Below are 19,372 nucleotides of genomic sequence, written 5' to 3' on the forward strand. Positions count from 1 at the left end.
TTGTTGGGATAAGCGGCCGGCGCGCATCATACGCCCTCATGCAAGCGGGCCTGCCCGGCCCCGACAGGAGACAAATGATGAAGAAGCGCGCATCCATGGCCGGCACGGTCGGCGCCCTGGTCCTGGGCGGCCTGGCCGTTCTGGGCGCCCTGGCGGCGCCCGCCGCGCGGGCGGCCTATCCCGATAAGCCCATCACCATCGTGGTGCCGTTCTCGCCGGGCAGCGCCACCGACACCAGCGCGCGCATCATCAGCGAAAAACTCGGCCCGCGCCTGAACGTGCCCATCGTGATCGAGAACAAGCCCGGCGCCTCGGGCACCATCGGGTCGGCCTTCGCGGCGCGCGCCCAGCCCGACGGCTATACCCTCATCCTCACCAGCAGCTCGACGCACTCTGCCACGCCGGCCCTGTTCCGCAAGCTGCCTTTCGACCCGACGGACGATTTCATCCATGTGATCCGGATCGCCACCATCCCCATGATGCTGGTGGTGCGCGCGCCCTATGACTCGCTGCAGGCGCTGGTCAAGGCCACGCAGAACAAGCCGCTGAACTACGCCTACGGCTCGCCCACCAGCCAGATCGCCGGCGCCACGTTCAACACCGTGGCCGGCGCGGCGGCCAACGCCGTGCCCTACAAGAGCCAGCCGCCGGCGGTCACCGACCTGCTGGGCGGGCATGTGGATTATCTGTTCGCCGACCTCTCGGTGGTGACGTCCTTCATGCAGAGCGGCAAGCTGCGCGGCCTGGCCTTCACCGGCCATGCGCGCGCCAAGGACTTCCCCGAGGTGCCCACGCTGGCCGAGCTGGGCTACAAGAATTTCGACCTGGTGGTGTGGGTCGGCGTGGCGGCGCCGGCCGGCACGCCGGACGACATCGTGCAGCGCCTGAACCAGGAAGTGGCCGCCATCCTGCGCGAGCCCGAGGTGGTGCAGCGCTTTGAATCGCTGGGCATGCAGGTGTCGCCCAACACGGTCGACGAGCACCAGGCCTTTGCCCGCGCGCAGCGCGGGGTCTGGACCCAGCGCGCCGTCGATGCCCGGATAGAGCCGCAGTAGACGCCGCGGCTAGCGCAGCGCGCCGACGTCGGCCACGCGCGCGCCGCAGGCCCGCACGAGATCCGGGTCGTGGCTGGCGAAGAGCACGACACGGTCGCGCGCCCAGTGCCCGAAGGTGTCGGCCAGCACGGCGCGGGCCTGGGCGTCCAGGCCCTTGTCCGGCCCATCGGCGATGACGACCGCCGGCTGGCCCAGGGCGGCGGCGGCCAGGAAGACCTTGCGGCGCGTGCCGGTCGACATCTGGTCGAAGCGCTTTTCCAGATGGGGCTCCAGCCCCAGCCGCCGGGCCAGCTCCAAGGTGGCCTCGTCCAGCGGCACGTTTTTCGCGGCGGCGGTCTGGCGCAACAGTTCGATGCCGGTCTGTCCGGGCTGCCTCAGGCAGTCGTCGGGCACATAGGCCAGGCGGGCGAGCGCCTGGCGCGGCTCGCGCGCCAGCGAATGCCCGGCGATCCAGACCTCGCCCTCATCGGCCGCGAGCACGCCCGCGATGATGCCCAGGAGGCTGGATTTGCCGGTGCTTTCTTGTTCGCACAAGGCCACGCATCCCGGGCCGAAGGTGTGTGTGAGCCCCTGGAAGACGGCATGGTCGCCGTAGCGCTTGCCGAGATTGTCGATACGTAGCATGGCGGTGGAATCGTCGAGGGTGGGGGGATGGAAGTGCTTGCGCACGCGCCTGGCGGCTTCGGCCCACAGGGCCGGCGCGCCGCCTTCGATGGCCGGCCCGTAGCGCGCCATGACCTGTTCTTCGCTCACGCGGCCGTCCACCCAGGTGCCGCCGCCGGTGGCGGTGTTGTGCAAGAGGGGCTGCAGGCGGTCCAGGGATCGCGCGAACCGGGCGTCGTCGCTGGCGCCGGCCTCGAACTCATCCCAGAGCGCGCGCAGTTCGGCGGCCTGCTCCGGCGGCAGCAGCGAGAAAATGCGCCGCGCGGCCGCCTGTTCGCGCTCGGCCTGGCCGGCCCGCGCCGCTGCGTCGTGCAAGGGCGCATCGCCCGCGTCGATCTCGACGATGTCATGCACCAGCAGCATTTTCACGACGCGCAGGACATCGACCGGCGCGGCCGCGTGTTCGGCCAGGATGAGGGCATACATGGCCAGGTGCCAGGAGTGCTCGGCGCTGTTTTCGCGGCGCGAGCGGTCGATGAGCGGCGTCATCCGCAAGACGCGCTTGAGCTGGTCGATTTCGCGCAGGAAGGAGAGCTGGCGTTCCAGGGGAGTCGGGTTCACGCTGGGGCGGGGCCTGGGAGTCGCTGGAAAAAAAGTATAGCGCGGCCCCGCCCGCCCCGTTGCCGCGCCTCAGTCCAGGAGGGGCTGCGCCAGCCAAGTGGCGATGGCGGTCATGCGCGCATCGCTGTGCGCCAGGCCCATGACCTGCAGGCCCAGCGGCAGGCCGTCCACCGCCATCACCGGCACGTTCAGGGCCGGCGCGCCCAGCAGCGAGGAGGCGCAGGCGAAGGAGACGTCGCCGGTGGGGTATTTGCTGTCGCGGATGTCGGCCATCAAGGGCGCGGGGCCGCAGGCGTTCAGGCTCACCAGGGCATCGCACTGCGTGGCCAGCGCCGCCAGGCATTGGCGGGCGTGTTCGCGCAGCAGCAGGCATTCGCGATAGTCGGCCAGCGTCATGGCGCGCCCGCTTTCGAGCTGGCGCACCAGGCTGGGCCCCAGGGTGTCGGGATGGTTGTCGACCAGGTTGGCCAGCGACCAGCGCTGCTCCCAGGATATGAGCCGCAGCGACAGGGCCGCGGCCTGCGAGATGGCGCGCTCCAGCGACTCGACCAGGGGCGCCTCGGCGCGGCGCAGGATGGTGACGCCTTGCGCGGACAGGCGTTCCAGGACGGCTTCGAAGGCCCGCCGGGCGGCGGGTTCGGCGCGCGCCCATCCTTCGGTCTCGAGCGCGACGAGGCGGGCGGGCTTTTCGGGCGCCGGCGGCGCCAGGGGACCGTAGAGGCCGGGATGCCCGGGGTCGCCGCCGGCGCGCAGGGCGATCTCGGCCGCGGCTTGCCACATATCCTGCACGGCGTTGGCGTGGATGCCCACATGCGCTTGGCTCAGACCCAGCCGCTCGCCGCGGTTGATGGCGCCGAAGGTGGGCTTGAGCGCCCAATTGCCGTTGTAGCTGGCCGGTCTGAGCACCGAGCCGACGAGCTGCGAGCCGATGGCCAGCGGCACCATGTTGGCGCCCACCACGGCGCCCGAGCCGCTGGAGGAGCCGCCCGGCGTGCGCAGCGGGTCGAAGGCGTTGGTCGTGGGGCCGGGGTCGAGGAACCCCAGCGCGGTGGTGACGGTCTTGCCGAGGATGATGGCCCCGGCGTCGCGCAGGGCGCGCACCACGGCGCTGTCGTTCTTGGGGAAGTTGCCGTCGAAAGCCTTGCAGCCCATCTGCGTGGGCATGTCGCGGGTTTCGATCAAGTCCTTGATGCCCACCGGCATGCCGTCGATGGCCGACAGCGGCCGGCCTTCGCGATAGCGCCTGGCGCTGGCGTCGGCGGCCTGGCGGGCGCCCTCCGGGTTGAGCACCACCCAGCCCTTGAGCTGGCCTTCGCGGCGGCCGATGACGTCCAGGCAGCGTTCCAGGTAGTCTCGGGGCGTGTCCCGCGCGTCCAGAAAGGCCGGGCGGGCATCATGAAAGGTCAGCGCTTGGGGGTTGCGGGGATCGTAGGTCATGGGTTTACTCACTGCTCTTGATGCCGGCGCTCTGGATGAGGCCGGTCCAGCGCTTGTGTTCGGCGCGGAAGAAACTGTCGAATTGTTCAGGCGTGCCGGGCTGCACCAGCAGATTGATGCCCTTGAGGCGCTCGCGGATCTCGGGTTCGGCCAGCACCTCGTTCATGTCCTGGTTGATCTTCTGCGTCAGCGCCGCCGGCAGGCCGGCCGGCGCGAACAGGCCGTACCAGGCTTCCAGGCGCAGGCCCGGCAGGCCGGCTTGCGCGGCCGTGGGCACCTCGGGCAGGCCCTCCAGCCGCTCGGGCGAGGCCACGGCATAGGCCCGCATCTTGCCGGCCTTGACATGGTTGATGACATTGCCCGAGGCAAACTGCACCAGCAGGTCGACTTCGCCGCTTATCGTGGCCATCGAGGCTTCCAGCGCGCCCCGGTAGGGCACGTGCATGACGTCCACGCCGGCCTCGCGCTTGAAGATCTCGGTAAACAGCTGCAGGGATGAACCCGAACCATTGGAGGCATAGGTGTACTTGCCGGGGCTGGCGCGGAAACGCTCGATCAAGGCCTGCAGGCTGGGATCATCGATGCCCGGGCGCGTGAGCACCAGCACCGGCAGGCTGCCGATCTTGCCGATGCGCGCCAGCCCGTTCTCGACGTCCAGCCTGGCGTTGCGGTTCAGGGCGGCCACGGTCGCCAGCTCATTGAAGGTCAGCATCAGGGTGTAGCCGTCGGGCTTGGCCCGGGCGACGTACTCCGAGCCGATGAGCGTGCCGGCGCCGGGCTTGTTCTCGACCACCACGGCCTGGCCCCAGCGCTGCGCCAGCCGGGGGCCGATCAGGCGGGCCAGGATATCGGCGGTGCCGCCGGGCGTGGTCGGCACGATGATGCTGACCGGGCGTTGCGGATACGGATCGGCCGAGGCCGGCGCGGCCAGGAGAGTCGCCGCGCAGGCCGCGGCAAGGCCCAGCCATCGGGCCAGCTTGTTGGACATGGTGTTCCCCTTGTGGTGTGTTCTGGGCCGCATAGGGCGCGGCCCTGCCATCTTGGGGCGTCGGGCGGGCGGCTTCAAACGACTTTATGTATGGCACACTTAAGTTTTTGTTAACCGAACACCCGCGATGGATGCACTGCCTCCGCTTAACGCGCTGCGCTGCTTTGATGTCGTGGGCCGCGTGGGCAGCATCAATGGCGCGGCCGCCGAACTCTGCGTCACGCCCGCCGCCGTCAGCCGCCAGATCCGCCAGCTTGAAGAGCACCTGGGCCTGCGCTTGTTCCTGCGCCAGCATCGCCGCATCGTCCTGACCGATGCCGGCCGCCGCTATCACGCCGACATCGCGCGGCTGTTCAGCGGCCTGCACCGCGCCACCGCCGAACTGGGCGAGCGCTCGCGCCGGCGGCAGTTCGTCATCAAGGCGCCGCACAGCGTGGCCATGCGCTGGCTGCTGCCGCGCCTGTCGGGCCTGCATCGCGATCATCCCGACATCGACGTCAAGCTGCATACCTCGGTGGAGCCGCCCGACTTCGAACGCGAGGACCTCGATGCCGCCATCTGCATGGGCGACGGCCATTGGCGCGGGCTCTTGAGCTACAAGCTCATGGTCAATGAGCTGCTGCCGGTCTGCACGCCGGCCAAGCGCGCCCGCCTGCGCAAGCCCGCCGACCTGGCGCGCGAGGTCCTGCTGCATACCCTGGCGCGTCCCGACTATTGGGAGATCTGGCTGCGCGCGGCCGGGGTCAGGGAGATAGACGTGGCGCGCGGCTTGCGCTATGAGTCCTCGGCCCTGGCCTATGAGGCGGCGCTGGAGGGCTATGGCGTGGCCATCGCCCAGAAACCCCTGGTGCAGAAAGAGCTGCAAGAGGGCCGGCTGGTCGCGCCCTTCGACCTCACGGTGGACCTGGGCGCGCAGAGCTATTACTTTGTGCTGCCGCCGCAGGCCTATCGCCGCTCCTCGCGCGAGCTCAGGCAGTTCCGGGCCTGGGTGGCCTCGTTCGCGCTGCCTTAGCGTGGACGCGGCGCGGGTCGCACAAGCCGCGGTAAGCCACCGCCAGGCCGATGTAGAGGCGTCTGCGGCCTTGCAGCGGGATGGGCCGGATCGGCGTGACCGGGGCGCAAGGGTGTCCGGCGGCCTGCGCGCATGGCGGCGCGCGCGGCGAGCGCCGCCATCCCAGGCTGTATTTCGGCGGCGCTTCCGAGGCGGCCGAACAGGTCGCGGCCACCGAGGCCGATGTGCAGCTTTTCTGGGGCGAGCCGCTGGCCGATGTGGCCGAGCGGATCGACCGCCTGAAGACGCTGTCGGCCCGGCTGGGCCGCCGGCATGCGCCGCTGGAGTTCGGGCTGCGCGTGACGACGCTGGTGCGCGGGACGAGCGCGCAGGCCTGGGCCGATGCCGAGGCGAAGGTGGCCGAGATGGCGCGCGTCCAGGGCCAGGGCTGGCAGGATCACCGCCACGCGGTGGCGGTGGGACAGCGCCGCCTGCTCGACCTGCAGGCGCGCGGCGAGGTGCTGGATGACAATCTCTACACCGCGCCGGGCCGCCACGGCGGCGGCGGGGCGGGTACGACCTGGCTGGTGGGCTCGGCGGGCGAGGTGGCGGCGGCCTTGCGCAAGTACCAGGCGCTGGGCATCACGCATTTCGTGCTTTCCGATACGCCCTATCTGCGCGAGATCGAACGCCAGGGCCGGGATCTGCTGCCGCTGCTGCGCGGACAATGAGGCATCGGGCGGGCGCGGCGCCCTCCGGTCGGCGGCAAGCACAAGACCGGCTGGAAGGCTACTATCGTGATCTCCGTTGCCTGACGCCGAGCCATGTTCACGACTCAAGACGATTTCATCGAGACCGACCAAGGCCGTCTGTACGCCCGCCGCTGGCGCGCCGCAGATACCGGCCTGCCGCCCGTGGTGCTGCTGCATGACTCGCTGGGCTGCGTGACCTTGTGGCGTGATTTTCCGCAGCGCCTGGCCGAGGCCACCGGGCGCGAGGTGATCGCCTATGACCGCCTGGGCTTTGGCCGCTCCGATCCCCACCCCGGCAGGCTCACCCTGGATTTCGTCAGCCGGGAGGCCGACGAGGGCCTGCGCCGCCTGCGCGAGCAACTGGGCATAGGCGATTTTGTCGCCATGGGCCACAGCGTGGGCGGCGGCATGGCCATCGCGGCCGCCGGCTCGCCGGATTGCCGCGGCCTCATCACCGAATCGGCCCAGGTCTTTGCCGAGGCGCGCACGCTGTCGGGTATCCGCCAGGCGCGCGAGGATTTCGCCCAGCCCGGCCAGCTGGACCGCCTGAAGAAATACCATGGCGAGAAGGCGGCCTGGGTGCTGAGCGCCTGGGTGGACAGCTGGCTGGCGCCGGATTTCGCGCAGTGGAACCTCGATGCCGAACTGGGCCGCGTCCGCTGCCCCGTGCTGGCCCTGCACGGCGATACCGATGAATACGGCTCGCTGGTCCATGTCGAACGCATCGCCCGCCTGACCGGCGGCCGCCAGCAGGTGTTCGCGGCCTGCGGCCATGTGCCGCACCGCGAACAGCCCGATGCGGTGCTGGCGGTGATCGGGGCGTGGCTGAAGGCCTAGCGGGTGCCTCAGGCGGGCTTGCCGAACAGGCCGCCGCGCCGGGCGACCAGGGCGGCCTGGGTGCGGTTGAGCACGCCCAGGGTGCCCAGAATGGCCGAGACATGGCTTTTGACGGTTTTCTCGCTCATGTTGAGCTGTTCGGAGATGGCTTTGTTGCGCAGGCCGTCGCAGATCAGGCGCAGCACGTCGAGCTGGCGCGGGGTGAGGGCGCGCAGCAGGGCGGCGGCATCCGGCGCCGCGCCGGCCGCCGCGGGCATGCCGGGCCTGGCCTGCCCGAGCGCGGCCAGCGCGCTGGCCAGGGTGCGGGAGCTGGCGGATTTGTGCAGGTAATCCTGGGCGCCCGCCTCCAGGGCGCGCCGGCGGTCTTCCGGGTCTTCCGAGGCCGACAGCACCAGGATGCGCAGCTGGGGCCGGCGTTGGCGCAGCCGCCGCAGCAGTTCGGTGCCCGCCATGTCGGGCAGGTAGTAGTCCATGACGACGAGATCGATGCCGCGCAGGTCGTCGAGCAGGGCCAGCGCCTGCGCGCCGGTGGCAGCCGGCAGCAGCTGCAGCGCGGGCGCGGTGTGCTGCAGGGCGAGGGCCAGGCCTTCGCGGAACATGGTGTGATCATCCACCAGCAGGACGGTGGTCATGGGGAAACTCCAGCGCCCGTGACGCGGGCACGCCGGTATCTTAGCAAGAGGCGCGCGGCCAGCCCTCAGGGCGCTACTTCAGCACCCGTCCGCGGGTCTCGGGCAGCAACAGGGCCGTGACGATGACGATGGCATAGGCGCCGGTGGCAAAGGCCCCGATGGCCCATGCCAGCCCCTGGGTCTGGCTCAGAAAGCCGACCAGGCTGGGAAACAGCGCGCCGATGCCGCGGCCAAAGTTATAGGCGAAGCCTTGGCCGTTGGCGCGCACCTCGGTGGGAAACAGTTCGGTCAGGTAAGCCCCCACTCCGCTGAATATGCCCGAGGCGGCAAAGCCGAGCGGGAATCCCAGCACCAGCATCTGCGCATCGGTCAGCGGCACCAGGGTGTAGACATAGACGCTGAGGCCCGAGAGCACCGAGAAAATCAGCAGATTGGCGCGCCGGCCCAGCCGGTCGGCCAGGTAGGCGCCGGCGATATAGCCGCAGAAGGAGCCGACGATGATGACCATGAGGTAGCCGCCCGTGCCCATGACCGACAGGTGGCGTTCGGTTTTCAGGAAGGTGGGCAGCCAGGTGGTGATGGCGTAATAACCGCCTTGCACGCCGGTGCAGAGCAGGGCGGTGATGACCGTGGTCTTGAGCAGCGCCGGCGAGAATATCATCCAGAACGAGGGCCGCGCGGCCGAGGCTTCGAGCTGGCTGCGCGCGCGCTGGAAGACTTCGGGCTCGGGCACATGCTTGCGGATATAGAGCACCAGCAGGGCCGGGATGACCCCTATCCAGAAGAGCGTGCGCCAGGCCCATTCGGGCGGCAGCACCGAGAAGGCGATGGTGTAGAGAATGGCCGCCACGCCCCAGCCTATGGCCCAGCCGCTTTGCACGGTGCCGACGGCCTTGCCGCGGTGTTCGGCGCGCACGATCTCGCCCATGAGCACCGATCCCACGGCCCATTCGCCGCCGAAACCCAGCCCTTGCAGCGCGCGCAGCACGAAAAGCTGCTCGAAGTTCTGCGCGAAGCCGATGGCCACGGTGCAGGCGGAAAACCAGAGAATGGTGACCTGCAGCACGCGCACCCGTCCGTAGCGGTCGGCGAGGATGCCGGCCAGCCAGCCCCCGATGGCGGAGAACAGCAGGGTGACGGTGCCCAGCATGCCGGCCTGGCCCTTCTCTATCCCCCACAGGCTGATGAGGGTGGAGATCACAAAGGTGAAGACCATGAAGTCCAGGGCGTCGATGGCCCAGCCGCCGAAGGCGGCCACGAAGGTGCGCCGTTCGGTTTGATTCAGCTCTCGATACCATTGCATGGTGTCATCCTCGCCGCGGCGGGTGTCAACGTGAAGGGAAGCCGTACAGCCGCTGGGGGTTGTCCACCAGGATGGCCTGCCGTGTCCAGGGATCGGGCGCCCACTCGGCCAGCTGGTTGCGCAGCTTGCCGGTATTGACCATGGGCGAGATATGCACATGCGGCCAGTCGCTGCCCCAGACCATGCGGTCCGGCGCCATGGCGATCAGGGCCTGGGCCCAGGGCAGGACATCGGCGTAGCCATCGTATTGCGCGCTGATGCGGTAGGCGCCCGAGAGCTTGACCCACCAGCCATGGTCCTGGACCAGATGGGCCAGCGCCTGGAAGCCCGGGCTTTGCAGGCCTTCGGCCACCGGCATATGCCCCATGTGGTCGACCACGCCGGGCACGGGCAGCTTGCGCATGCGCGGCAGCAGTTCGGGCAACTGCCGCGCATCCATGAGGAATTGCATATGCCAGCCCATGTCCTTGATGCGGTGGGCCAGCGTTTCCATGGCGTCAAAGCCGATGCCGCCGCCAAAGAGCACATTGATGCGCAGGCCGCGCACGCCGGCCTCGTGCATGTCGCGCAGCTGCGCATCGCCGATGTCGGGCGCCACCACGCCAATGCCGCGCAGGCGCTCGGGATGGCGCCGCAAGACCTCCAGCATGTAGCGGTTGTCGGTACCGTAGACACTGATCTGCACCAGCACGCCGCGCTCCATGCCGTTGGCGGCGAGCATGGCGAGATAGGCTTCCTCGGTGGCCGGGTGCGGGGTGTAGCTGCGCTCGGCCACCATGGGATAGGCGCGGCGGTCGGCGGCCACCACATGCGCATGGGTATCGCAGGCCAGGGGCGGCGCCTCGAAGGCGGGCGGCGCCTGTTGCGGCAGGGGCAGGGGCGGCAGGCAGAAAGGCACTTCGCCGGGTGGGGGGCTGGTGGTCATGCGGAGTCTCCCTGGGCGCGTCTGTTGCGCGACGTTGGCCTAGGGTACACCCGGGCATCGGCGGCCCGGGTATCGAGGCGTTTCCGTATGTGTGTGGCGCCGGGCGCCCCGCCCGGGGGCGGCTTCAGAAATCGATCTGGGCCGACAGCAGGAAGGCGCGCGGCGCGGCAACCGTGGCATAGGTGCCGCTGGCCAGCCAATAGGTCTGGTTGAACAGGTTCTCGATGTTGGCGCGGAACACCACGGCGCGGCCCATGACGCGCGTGCTGTAGCGCGCGCCCACGTCGTAGCGTGTCCACGATGGCAGGCGGATGGTGTTGGCGGCGTTGAACCAGGCCGAGGAGGTGTGGATCACGCGCGCGTTCAGGCTCAGGCCCCGCACCCAGGGCATATCCCAGTCCACGCCCAGGTTGAAGGCGCTGTCGGGCACGCCGTTGGCGTCATTGCCGTCATTGACGCCGCCCGCGCTACGGGTGATCTTGGCGTCGTAGAAAGTGGCGCTGGCCATCACGCGCAGGCCCGGCGTGACCTCGCCGGTGGCCGCCAGTTCGAAACCGCGGTTGCGCTGCTCGCCGTCGAAGCTGTAGACGTTGGTGTCCGGGTCCGTCATCGAGTTGGGCCGGGTGATCTGGAAGACCGAGGCGCTGGTGATCACGCTGCCCCAGTCGACCTTGACGCCCGCCTCGTATTGCTTGGACTTGTAGGGCGCGAAGACCTGGCCGGCGTTGGCCGCCGTGGCCGGCGCCACGCCGCCTCGCGTCAGGCCCGAGGTGAAGTTGCCGTACAGCGAGACATTGGACCAGGGCTTGAACACCACGCCCGCCAAGGGGGAGATGGCGCTCTCGTCGTAGGAGCTCGTGCGGTCGCCCGTGGCCGTCGAATAGTTGTCCAGGGCCACGCGCTGCTGGCGCAGGCCGCCGGTGATCATCAGGCGGTCATCGGCGAAGGACAGGGTGTCGGCCAGCGTGAAGCTGGTCAGCGCGGTCTCGGAGGCCTTGCTGGGCGAACCGCGATGGCCGGTGACTTCGGGCAGCGGGGCGGGATGGTAGATATTCGAGGCCGCGGTGCCCGTGGAGGTGATATAGAAGTTGCCCAGTTCCTGGTCCAGGCGCGTGGCGCCCAGCGACAGGTTGTGCTTCACGCCCCAGGTATCGAAGCGCGCGCGCAGGCCGATTTCGCCGGTCGAGCTGCGGGAATACGAGTCGTAGAAGGCATTGCGGACCGTGAAGCCGCCGTCCTGGTCCACGGGCCCCGAAGGAAAGGTCTGGTTGGCGGTGCCGTAGCGGTAGCCGCCGGCGGCATAGACGGTGAGGCTGTCGTTGAGGTCGTACTCCAGGCGCGAGGCGACGGTGGAGTCTTTCAGTTCGAGCTGCGTGCCGGGATAGAAATTGCGGTGTCCGGAAGGCGGCGAGGGCAGGTCGGTCACCGAGGACTGGAAGCCGACCTGCGGGCGGAAATTATCGGTGCGCTCCTGCTGGGTGTAGGCATCGAGCGATCCGCGCAGCCGCGGGCCGCGATAGTCCAGCGCCAGCGCGCCCACGCCCTGGCGCTGGCTGCCGTGGTCGATGGTGGTATCACCATTGTGATAGACGCCGTTGACGCGGATGCCCCATTCATTGTCCTGGCCGAAGCGGCGGCCCATGTCGACCATGCCGCCAAGCTGCGATTTGTCTTGGTAGGTGGCCGTGACACGGGTCAGCGGATCGTCGCCGGCGCGCTTGGTGACGACGTTGATGCCGCCGCCTATGCTGCCATTGGGCCCGATGCCGTTCATGAGCGTGCCCGGGCCCTTGAGCACCTCGACCCGCTCCATGATGGCGGCCGGCATGCGGCTGGACGAGGCCAGGCCGTAGAGTCCGTTCAAGCCCACGTCGCCGCTGGAGACGGTGTAGCCGCGGATCTGGAAATCCTCGCCGAAACCGCCGCTGGAAGTGAGCGTGCGCACCGAGGCCTCGTTGATCACGATGTCGGCCAGCGTGCGCGCCTGCTGGTTTTCCAGTGTTTGCGCGGTGTAGTTGGTGGTATTGAAGGGGACGTCCATCACGTCGGCGGTGCCCAGCATGCCCAGGCCGCCGCCGCGGGCGATCTGGCCGCCGGCATAGGGCGCGGGCAGGGCGTCGACCGCGGCGCTGGCGGCCACTGTGATGGGCTGCAGCTGGGCCACGCCGCCGCTGCGCTCCAGCACATAGCCGCCGGCGGCCTGCGGCCGGGCCTGGATGCCGGTGCCGGCCAGCAGCTGCTGCAGGCCGGCCTGCACGGTGTAGCTGCCGCGCAGGCCGGGGCTGGCCAGCCCCTGGGTCACGTCGGGCCGGAAGGACAGCAGCACGCCGGCCTCGCGGCCGAAGCGGCCCAGCACGTCTTCGAGCGTGCCGGCGGGGATGTCATAGCTGCGGCTGGCCTGGGCCTGGACCGCCAGGGGCCAGGCCAGGGACGCGGCGGCGCCCAGCGCGCCCAGGGCCAGGCGGGAGGTCAGCGTGAGGGCGGGCAGGGAAAATCGGGGGCGATGTTTCATGGCAGGTCTTTCTCGGAGGAGGTTTTCAATCCTCCTGACCCGCGAAAAGCAAAAAGGGATCAGCCTTGGACGGGGAATTTTGTAACCGCGAGCAGGCGCAGCCGCCGCGCGCGCCACAGCGGCGCCTGCGTCTCCAGGCGCAGTTGCAGCGTGGCCGCCAGCGCCGCCATCACCTGCTCCGCGTCGCCGGTCGGAAAGGCGCCCGAGACCTGCAGGCCGGCCACGGCCGGGTCACAGGAAAGGCTGGCCTCGGTGTAGCGGCCCAGCTCGGCCAGGAAGTCGGCCAGCCGCATGCCGCGCGCCATGATGAAGCCGTCTTTCCAGGCCAGGTCGCGCTCGTCGGCCGGACCGTCGCCCGCGATGCCTTCGGCGGTGTAGCGGGCGTGGCGGCCGGCGGCCAGCAGCAGGCCGCGGCCGGGGTGCTCGCGCGGCTCGATGCGCACGCTGCCGCGCAGCACGCTCACGCAGGTTTCGTTCCCGTGCTGCCGCACGCTGTACTCGGTGCCCAGGGCGCGCGCCACGCCCTGGCGCGTCTGGACCAGGAAAGGGCGTGGCGGCGCCTGGCGGTCGGGCGCCGTGACGATGAGCACTTCGCCGGCGACCAGGTACAGGCGCCGCTCGGCCGGCCCGTAGCGCAGGTCGATGGCGCTGTGCGTGTTCAGGACGATGTGCGTGCCGTCGGGCAGGGTGAGCGCGCGCCGCTGGCCGATGGCGGTGCGCTGGTCGGCGGCCCATTCGCGCCAGGCGACAGTGTCGCGCAGGGCCCAGGCCGAGCCGCCGGCCATGGCCAGCGCGGCCAGGGCCTTGAGGCCGGCGCGGCGCCGCGGCAGCAAGGCGCTGCGGGCGGCGGTCGCGCTGTCGGGGGCGGACAGGGCGCGCAGCTGGCCCATGACCGATTCGATGCGCGACCAGGCCCGGGCATGGTCGGGATGGGCGTCATGCCACTGCGCCCAGGCCCGGCGGGTCTGGGGCGTGGCGTCCTCGCGCAGGTCGAGCAGCCATTGCAGGGCGCGTTCGGCCACTTCGGGCGCGATGCCGGCCGCTTCCTGCGTGGCGTGGTACCAGGTGGAGCCGGCTTTCATGGGTGGAAAGACAGGTCGGCGAAACAGCAGCGCGCCAGTGCGCGCACGATATGGCGCTTGACCGTGGGGATGGACACGCCCAGCGCCTGCGCGACCTGGGCATGGGTCTGGCCATCAAGCTGCGACAGCAGGAAGGCGCGCCGCACCACGGCCGGCAGGCCATCGAGGAGCCGGTCCAGCTCGAACAGGGTTTCCAGCAGGATGGCCCGCTCTTCGGGCGAGCGCGCCAGGGCCTGGGGCGCCTGGGCCAGCGCCTCCAGGTAGGCGCGTTCGAGTTTTTCGCGGCGCCAGTGATTGGAGACCAGCCGTTGGGCCACGGTGGTGAGAAAGGCGCGCGGCTCGTCCAGGGCGGCCGGCACGCGCTCGCTGCACAGCAGGCGGATGAAGGTGTCGTGCGCCAGGTCGGCGGCCTGTTCGGTATTGCCCAGGCGGCGATGCAGCCACCCTCGCAGCCAGGAATGATGGTCGGTGTAGAGGGTTTCTAGGGTCGCGGGGTGCACGCAGGATCTCGCCATTAGCCAAGCATGAGGCCATGCGCGCTGGTGCATGGCCGCGGGCGAGGCGGGCTCGCCCCGGATTGCGTAATAGTAATCGTTATTATTGTCCGGGGCGAGAGGGGTCAGGCGCGGCGGCGGCGCAGCAGCAACAGTCCCAGTAGGACGATGAGCAAGGCCGTCACGGCGGCCGGCAACATATAGGGCTGCGCCCGGGCCAGCAGCGGCGCCGGGCCGCCCTGGCGGGCCTGCCGGACATCGTCCGGCGTGACCGACAGCCGCGCGTTGCCGTAATTGGCCAGCACATAGTTGGCGATCAGGGCGATTTGCGCATCGCTGAGCGGCTGCACATACGATTTTGCATCGAAGCGCGGCATCAGCACATGCTGCCCGCCCACGTTGCGGTCCACGCCATAGAGGATGGCGGCGATGAGATTGCTGGCGCTGCCGGCGCCGGTGGCCGTGTTGTGAAAGAGCGAGGGGTAGGCCTGGCCGGCGCTGCCCTGGCCGCCGGCCTGGTGGCAGCTGGCGCAATAGCCGCTGAAGAGCGCCGCGCCGCTTTTCAGGCTGAGATTGGCCGTCTGTGGATCGGCGCCGCGCAGGCCGGCCTCGGGGCTGATGGCGGCGCCGCGCGCGTAGGCGGCGGGCGCGGCGGCGTCGGCGGGCACGGGCGGGGTGCTCTTCAGATAGGCGGCGATGGCCGCGAGATCGGCCTGCGGCATGTGCTGGAAGCTGTGCTCGACCGCCTCGGCCATGGAGCCGCCGGCCTGGCCCTTGCCCGCCACGCGCCCGGTGCGCAGGTATTGCACGATTTCTTCATTGGTCCAGCCGCCGATGCCGGCTTGCGGATCGCTGCTGATGTTGGGGGCGTGCCAGGGGCCCACCATGCCGCCGCCCAGCGGGCGTTTCGGGTCTTCGGCCATGAGGGCGTTGCGCGGGGTGTGGCAGCTGCTGCAATGCGCCAGCGCGCGGGCGAGATAGGCGCCCCGGTTGACCTCGGCGCTTTGGTCCGGGTCGGGCGTAAAGCGCTTGTCCTCCAGGAACAGCGCGTTCCAGACCCGCATGGAGGCGCGTATGCCGAAAGGAAAGGGCAGGTCGGTGGCCGGCGATGGTTCGTCCACCGGCTGCACGCCCTTCATGAAGTAGGTGTACAGGGCCTGGATGTCCTCGTCGGTGATGAGCGTGTAGGAGGTGTAGGGCATGGCCGGATAGAGCCGGCTGCCGTCGGGCCGCACGCCCTGGCGCACCGCGCGCGCGAAGTCCTCCAGGCTGTAGCCGCCGATGCCGGCGCGCGTGGAGGGCGTGATGTTGCTGGCGTAGATCGTGCCCAGCGGACTCTGGATGGGATAGCCGCCCGCATAGGGCTTGCCGCTGGGCGCCTGCGTGTGGCAGGCCATGCAATCGGCGGCGATGGACAGCATGCGGCCGCGCTCGATCAGCCGGGCCTCATCGGCCGCGTGCGCGCCCAGGGGGAGCAGGGCCAGGGCCAGGCCGCAAAGCAGGGTCTTCATCATGCCGCCTCCATGCGCCTGGCGATGGCCGCGGCGGTCTTCAGGCCTAGCGCGGCCATGGTCAGCGTGCTGTTGACCACGCTGGCCGAGGGCATCGCGCCGCCGCCGGGCAGCCAGAGATTGTCGTGATCATGGGCGCGGCAATCGCCGTCGACCACCGAGTCCCGGGGATCCGAGCCCATGATGACGCTGCCCATCATGTGGTTGTTGGCGTTGAGCTGGGTGGTGATGAGGAAGTCCGTCGCCTTGAACAGGCTGCCGATATGGCGCAGCTGGGCATGGGCGGCCTCGGCGCCTTTGCGCACATAGTCGCCGACGTCGTAGTGCACGTCGGGGCAGGGCAGGCCAAGCGGATCCCTGCGCGTCTTGCTCAGCGTCAGCCGGTTGTTCGGGTCGGGCAGGGGCTCCAGGCTGATGGACAGGTCCACGCCATGCGCGGCGCGGCGGCGGATTTCGGCGTCCAGGGCCTTGCCGGTCAGGCCCTGGGCCAGCGCGGTCTTGGTGGCCAGGGTGACCTGGGTGATGTTGTTCAGGATCATTTTGTTGGCCGAGTACTCGGCGCGGAAGGCGCCATCGCGCGGGCCGACCAGGCAGCTGCTTTGCGCCGGCCCGCGACCGGGCCACAGCGGCTCGCTGGCCTGGAAATAGCAATGGAAGCCCGAGTGATCCATGATGTTGCGCCCGACCTGGTCGGAGCGGTTGGCAATGCCTTTCGGATTGCGCGCGTTGGCGGCCATGAGCAGCAGGCGCGGGGTTTCCATGGCATTGCAGGCCAGCACGAAATGCTGCCCGGTCGCCTTGTGCGACCGGCGCGCCGCGTCGTACCAGTGCACGGCCGTGATGCGGTTGTTTTCGTCGGTGTCTATCTTGTAGACGACGGATTGCGCCAGCACGATGGCGCCTTTTTCTTCGGCGGCCTGCACATGGTGGATGCCGTTGTACATGGCGCCGATGGGGCAGATGGGCTGGCAGTTGTTGTTGCCGCAACAGGTCGGGCGGCCGCGCCAGGGCTGGGTGCTGCGGCCCTGCGGGATGGGCACCGAGCGATAGCCGTGCGGGTTGACCACGTCGGCGAAGCGCTGGTCGCCATAGGCCCAGGGCACCATGTCCATCGGATAGGGCCCGCTGCGCTCGGCCGGGGATTGCCGCGCGGGGTCGTTCGGCCCGGCGACGCCCATCTCGTTCTCGGCCTGCAGATAGAAGGGCTCCAGCTCATCGTAGGAGATGGGCCAGTCACGGCCCACCCCATAGGCGGATTTCATGCGCAGGTCCACCGGTAGGTGGCGCCAACAGGAGGCCGCCCAGTGCCAGGTGGTGCCGCCCACGGTGCGCAGATAGCCTTGCTTGAAACTGCTGGCGCTGGGGCCGGTCAGGTGGACGTAGTTGTTTTCGGGGAAGTAGAGCGGGGCGGGCGCGTCCGGGCTTTGCGGATACAGGCCCTGGAAATCGGAGCCCGCCCGGTTGGCGAAGGGCATGTTGCGCCAGTTCTCGACCGCCTGGCCGCGCTCGATGCGCAGGCCCGCCTCCAGGATGAGCACGGAATGGCCGCGCGCGGCCAGTTGGTCGGCGATCATGGCGCCCACCACGCCCGAACCCACGACGATGATGTCGGCCCGCGCGTCGCCGTTGGATTGGAATTCTGCTTGTCGGGTCATCACAGCGCCTTGCTGGTGGGAAGAAGAGGAGGCTCGGGCGGCATCGCGGCCGCATCGGGCGGGGCGGCCGTCCACCACATGGGGCCGTAACTGCAATAGGTGGGCACGGTCAGGGCGTCGCGCACCGGCTGGTACATCAGCGCTTCTTCATAGGCCACCAGCACGGCGGCCGGTCCCGAGCCCACCGTGCCGGTGTACCAGGCCGCCACGATGTCGCCGGCGAGATCCTGCAGGCCGGCCTGGCGGGCCGCCTGCATCAGTTGCGCGCTGTCGGCGGCCGAAGCGGCCAGCGCGATGAGCTCGGGCAAGCGGGCGGCCTGGCGCACGCCCGAGCCGGCCAGCGCGGCCTGGATGCGGGAGGCGGTCAAGGGATTGAGATGCTGGCGGTCCGTCAGGACGCGCGACAGGGCGAGGAAGGCGGAATCGGCCACGGGGGCGGCGGGGGCGACACCCGGCAGGCAGGTTTGCACGCAGACGCCGGCGAGCCCCAGCAAGAGTGCGCGCCGCTGCCGCGATGGCCGGGGCCGCGCTTGCGGGACGCCAGAGGGAATATCGGGGAGTTCCAACGCAGCTCCTTGAAATGTTAGCGCTACCTTAACGGGCCAAGCTGACGGTTTTCTGTCAAAACGGCAAAGGCCATGCGGCCAGGAGGTGTATTGGCGTGGAGGCGGCGCGGCGGGCCGCCGATGGTTCACCTTATCATAGCGAGGCAGGCCCGAGGAGCATGGCGATGGAGCTGGAAACCGCGTATTGGGATGGCGAGCTGGTGATTTCGGTGGAACCCCGCGAGGTCCGCATGAGCCATTGGATACACGCGCCCCGGGCGTGGCGCGCCCTCGACGGGCAATTGCTGTTCGACCTCGCGGGCAGCGATTGGGATCTGTGCGGGGTGGGCGGCGAGGACGAGGACTGCCTGGTGCTGGCCCTGCGCCGCTATCCGGGCGGCGCGCCCGCCCGGCTGCTGACCATCGCGCGCGGCAGCCTGGAAATGCATCTCGACGGCGAGAGCCTCCCGGCGGGCGAACTGCTGCCGCGCCTGGAGGCCCGGCGTCCCTAGAACTGCCAGCGCACGTTGAGGGTGCCGGTGTGCTGGCGGTTGCCGCCGCCGAATTCGCCGGCGTAGGCCAGGCCGGCGGTCATGTTGCGCACCACGACGAGGTCGGCGCCCAGTTCGACGCGCGCGGCATCGCGCGCGATGGGCGCGCCGGCCACGCTGAAGGCCGGCCCTTGGTCGAAGGCCAGGGTGCTGCTGGGCCGCAGCGTGCCGTAGGCGTGGCGCCAGCCGAGCAGGCCGCGCAGGGCGATGGCCGAGTCGGGCAGCTGCCACTGGCCGCGCAGGCCGGCCAGGGTGCTGGTGGTGTTGTCGCTTTGCGCTTGGCCCGAGAGAGCGGCCGAGCCGCCGGATTCAGCGAAGCCGCGCATGCGCAGATTGTTCCAGGACAGGCCCGCGAAGGGTTCGATGCTGGCCTGTGCGCCCAGCGGCAGCGCGTAGCCGACCTCCGCGAAGAGCTGGGTGCTGCTGGCGCCGTAGTCGGCCTTCAGCGTCTGGTCCAGGCTGCCGTAGCGTACCTGGCGGCGCGAATCGATGTCATGCCAGGAGTAGGCCGCGCCGGCCAGGACATTGAGTTTGCCCTGGCCCAGGGCGAAGGCCTTGCCGCCGTAGAGCGTGGCGGTATAGCTGTCGGTCTTGGCGCTGGCGGCGCGGTCCTGGCCGCTGATGCGGGCGTTGGTGTAGCCGAAGGCGCCGCCCAGGCGCCAGCCGCCGCCCACGGCGGCGTCGCCGCCCAGGCTCAGGTTGGTGCTGCTTTGCTGGATGGCGGCGGTGTTGCCGTCGCTGGCCAGGCGCATCCAGTCGCCGCTGACCTGGGCCCAGAGCGGAGCCGTGGCCCGCGTGGGCAAGGCGGCGGGCGCGGCCGGCGCATCGCTGGCGCCGGCGGCGGCCGTGGGCGCGCCGGGCGCCATGGGCGCGGCCAG

General features: G+C 69.9%; 18 protein-coding genes and 1 pseudogene. 5 read left to right on the forward strand and 14 right to left on the reverse strand.

The features are described 5' to 3' along the window. Positions 1 to 77 precede the first annotated feature (77 nt). Positions 78 to 1,055, forward strand: a complete 978-nt coding sequence (locus tag AXA74_RS20625; RefSeq protein ID WP_029581396.1) for a Bug family tripartite tricarboxylate transporter substrate binding protein — start codon at positions 78 to 80, stop codon at positions 1,053 to 1,055. 9 nt (positions 1,056 to 1,064) lie between these two features. Here the strand turns inward: AXA74_RS20625 and AXA74_RS24730 are convergent, their stop codons facing one another. The 4 genes and pseudogenes from AXA74_RS24730 to AXA74_RS20645 all read right to left on the reverse strand — a co-directional run bounded on the left by AXA74_RS24730 (position 1,065) and on the right by AXA74_RS20645 (position 4,704). After that, positions 1,065 to 1,679 carry an ABC transporter ATP-binding protein gene (locus AXA74_RS24730; protein WP_048940560.1) on the reverse strand — a complete coding sequence of 205 codons (615 nt, stop codon included), beginning with the start codon at positions 1,677 to 1,679 and terminating at the stop codon, positions 1,065 to 1,067. A 75-nt stretch (positions 1,680 to 1,754) separates the two neighbouring features. Beyond that, positions 1,755 to 2,279 (reverse strand): annotated as a pseudogene (locus AXA74_RS24735) (HD domain-containing protein); the annotation flags it as partial. 69 nt (positions 2,280 to 2,348) lie between these two features. Next, the gene (locus AXA74_RS20640; protein ID WP_032978237.1) at positions 2,349 to 3,716 is read right to left on the reverse strand and encodes an amidase; all 1,368 of its coding nucleotides are present in this window, start codon (positions 3,714 to 3,716) and stop codon (positions 2,349 to 2,351) included. 4 nt (positions 3,717 to 3,720) lie between these two features. Continuing rightward, entirely contained in the window at positions 3,721 to 4,704 is a 984-nt protein-coding gene (locus AXA74_RS20645; protein ID WP_029581394.1) for a tripartite tricarboxylate transporter substrate binding protein, read from the reverse strand. A 127-nt stretch (positions 4,705 to 4,831) separates the two neighbouring features. Between AXA74_RS20645 and gcvA the strand changes: the two genes are divergently transcribed. The 3 genes from gcvA to AXA74_RS20660 all read left to right on the forward strand — a co-directional run bounded on the left by gcvA (position 4,832) and on the right by AXA74_RS20660 (position 7,284). After that, the gene (gene gcvA / locus AXA74_RS20650; RefSeq protein WP_029581393.1) at positions 4,832 to 5,716 is read left to right on the forward strand and encodes a transcriptional regulator GcvA; all 885 of its coding nucleotides are present in this window, start codon (positions 4,832 to 4,834) and stop codon (positions 5,714 to 5,716) included. 80 nt (positions 5,717 to 5,796) lie between these two features. Next, positions 5,797 to 6,426 carry an LLM class flavin-dependent oxidoreductase gene (locus tag AXA74_RS20655; RefSeq protein ID WP_232019813.1) on the forward strand — a complete coding sequence of 210 codons (630 nt, stop codon included), beginning with the start codon at positions 5,797 to 5,799 and terminating at the stop codon, positions 6,424 to 6,426. 93 nt (positions 6,427 to 6,519) lie between these two features. Next, on the forward strand, positions 6,520 to 7,284 hold the full coding sequence (locus AXA74_RS20660; RefSeq protein WP_032978232.1) for an alpha/beta fold hydrolase: 765 nt from the start codon (positions 6,520 to 6,522) through the stop codon (positions 7,282 to 7,284). Between the two features lie 8 nt (positions 7,285 to 7,292). Here the strand turns inward: AXA74_RS20660 and AXA74_RS20665 are convergent, their stop codons facing one another. The 9 genes from AXA74_RS20665 to AXA74_RS20705 form a co-directional block, all read right to left on the reverse strand. Next, positions 7,293 to 7,916, reverse strand: a complete 624-nt coding sequence (locus AXA74_RS20665) for a response regulator transcription factor (RefSeq protein WP_032978228.1) — start codon at positions 7,914 to 7,916, stop codon at positions 7,293 to 7,295. A gap of 73 nt (positions 7,917 to 7,989) precedes the next feature. Further along, positions 7,990 to 9,219 (reverse strand): MFS transporter, encoded by a 1,230-nt coding sequence (locus AXA74_RS20670; RefSeq protein ID WP_029581389.1) that lies wholly within the window; start codon positions 9,217 to 9,219, stop codon positions 7,990 to 7,992. A gap of 25 nt (positions 9,220 to 9,244) precedes the next feature. Further along, complete coding sequence (locus tag AXA74_RS20675) at positions 9,245 to 10,144, reverse strand: amidohydrolase family protein (RefSeq protein ID WP_051593824.1); 900 nt, start codon at positions 10,142 to 10,144, stop codon at positions 9,245 to 9,247. Positions 10,145 to 10,268: 124 nt separating this feature from the next. Next, the gene (locus tag AXA74_RS20680; protein ID WP_185843505.1) at positions 10,269 to 12,656 is read right to left on the reverse strand and encodes a TonB-dependent receptor; all 2,388 of its coding nucleotides are present in this window, start codon (positions 12,654 to 12,656) and stop codon (positions 10,269 to 10,271) included. A 59-nt stretch (positions 12,657 to 12,715) separates the two neighbouring features. Further along, positions 12,716 to 13,738, reverse strand: a complete 1,023-nt coding sequence (locus AXA74_RS20685) for a FecR domain-containing protein (RefSeq protein WP_032978225.1) — start codon at positions 13,736 to 13,738, stop codon at positions 12,716 to 12,718. Then, positions 13,735 to 14,253: a sigma-70 family RNA polymerase sigma factor gene (locus AXA74_RS20690; RefSeq protein ID WP_172899582.1), complete on the reverse strand. Its 519-nt coding sequence runs from the start codon at positions 14,251 to 14,253 to the stop codon at positions 13,735 to 13,737. Before AXA74_RS20690 ends, AXA74_RS20685 begins: the two co-directional genes overlap by 4 nt. A gap of 104 nt (positions 14,254 to 14,357) precedes the next feature. Then, positions 14,358 to 15,746: a cytochrome c gene (locus tag AXA74_RS20695; RefSeq protein WP_376740348.1), complete on the reverse strand. Its 1,389-nt coding sequence runs from the start codon at positions 15,744 to 15,746 to the stop codon at positions 14,358 to 14,360. Beyond that, entirely contained in the window at positions 15,743 to 17,398 is a 1,656-nt protein-coding gene (locus AXA74_RS20700; protein WP_029581383.1) for a GMC family oxidoreductase, read from the reverse strand. The genes AXA74_RS20695 and AXA74_RS20700 overlap by 4 nt, the downstream gene beginning before the upstream one ends. Continuing rightward, complete coding sequence (locus AXA74_RS20705) at positions 17,398 to 17,964, reverse strand: sugar dehydrogenase complex small subunit (protein ID WP_032955757.1); 567 nt, start codon at positions 17,962 to 17,964, stop codon at positions 17,398 to 17,400. Before AXA74_RS20705 ends, AXA74_RS20700 begins: the two co-directional genes overlap by 1 nt. A 164-nt stretch (positions 17,965 to 18,128) precedes the next feature. Here AXA74_RS20705 and AXA74_RS20710 point away from each other — a divergent pair, with 164 nt between their 5' ends. Next, positions 18,129 to 18,455, forward strand: a complete 327-nt coding sequence (locus tag AXA74_RS20710; RefSeq protein ID WP_029581381.1) for a hypothetical protein — start codon at positions 18,129 to 18,131, stop codon at positions 18,453 to 18,455. Here AXA74_RS20710 and AXA74_RS20715 read toward each other — a convergent pair. Then, the coding region (locus AXA74_RS20715) for an autotransporter outer membrane beta-barrel domain-containing protein (RefSeq protein ID WP_155680901.1) at positions 18,452 to 19,372 on the reverse strand (921 nt) is incomplete at its 5' end. The two genes, AXA74_RS20710 and AXA74_RS20715, sit on opposite strands and share 4 nt — an antisense overlap.

The sequence above is a fragment of the Bordetella hinzii LMG 13501 genome (assembly GCF_001548475.1).
Classification (GTDB): domain Bacteria; phylum Pseudomonadota; class Gammaproteobacteria; order Burkholderiales; family Burkholderiaceae_B; genus Bordetella; species Bordetella hinzii.

Coding starts and splice junctions, on each gene's coding strand:
- AXA74_RS20625 (WP_029581396.1), top strand. CDS start 78: ATGAAGAAGCGCGCATCCATGGCCGGCACGGTCGGCGCCCTGGTCCTG.
- AXA74_RS24730 (WP_048940560.1), bottom strand. CDS start 1,679: ATGCTACGTATCGACAATCTCGGCAAGCGCTACGGCGACCATGCCGTC.
- AXA74_RS20640 (WP_032978237.1), bottom strand. CDS start 3,716: ATGACCTACGATCCCCGCAACCCCCAAGCGCTGACCTTTCATGATGCC.
- AXA74_RS20645 (WP_029581394.1), bottom strand. CDS start 4,704: ATGTCCAACAAGCTGGCCCGATGGCTGGGCCTTGCCGCGGCCTGCGCG.
- gcvA (WP_029581393.1), top strand. CDS start 4,832: ATGGATGCACTGCCTCCGCTTAACGCGCTGCGCTGCTTTGATGTCGTG.
- AXA74_RS20655 (WP_232019813.1), top strand. CDS start 5,797: ATGGGCCGGATCGGCGTGACCGGGGCGCAAGGGTGTCCGGCGGCCTGC.
- AXA74_RS20660 (WP_032978232.1), top strand. CDS start 6,520: ATGTTCACGACTCAAGACGATTTCATCGAGACCGACCAAGGCCGTCTG.
- AXA74_RS20665 (WP_032978228.1), bottom strand. CDS start 7,916: ATGACCACCGTCCTGCTGGTGGATGATCACACCATGTTCCGCGAAGGC.
- AXA74_RS20670 (WP_029581389.1), bottom strand. CDS start 9,219: ATGCAATGGTATCGAGAGCTGAATCAAACCGAACGGCGCACCTTCGTG.
- AXA74_RS20675 (WP_051593824.1), bottom strand. CDS start 10,144: ATGACCACCAGCCCCCCACCCGGCGAAGTGCCTTTCTGCCTGCCGCCC.
- AXA74_RS20680 (WP_185843505.1), bottom strand. CDS start 12,656: ATGAAACATCGCCCCCGATTTTCCCTGCCCGCCCTCACGCTGACCTCC.
- AXA74_RS20685 (WP_032978225.1), bottom strand. CDS start 13,738: ATGAAAGCCGGCTCCACCTGGTACCACGCCACGCAGGAAGCGGCCGGC.
- AXA74_RS20690 (WP_172899582.1), bottom strand. CDS start 14,253: ATGGCGAGATCCTGCGTGCACCCCGCGACCCTAGAAACCCTCTACACC.
- AXA74_RS20695 (WP_376740348.1), bottom strand. CDS start 15,746: ATGATGAAGACCCTGCTTTGCGGCCTGGCCCTGGCCCTGCTCCCCCTG.
- AXA74_RS20700 (WP_029581383.1), bottom strand. CDS start 17,398: ATGACCCGACAAGCAGAATTCCAATCCAACGGCGACGCGCGGGCCGAC.
- AXA74_RS20710 (WP_029581381.1), top strand. CDS start 18,129: ATGGAGCTGGAAACCGCGTATTGGGATGGCGAGCTGGTGATTTCGGTG.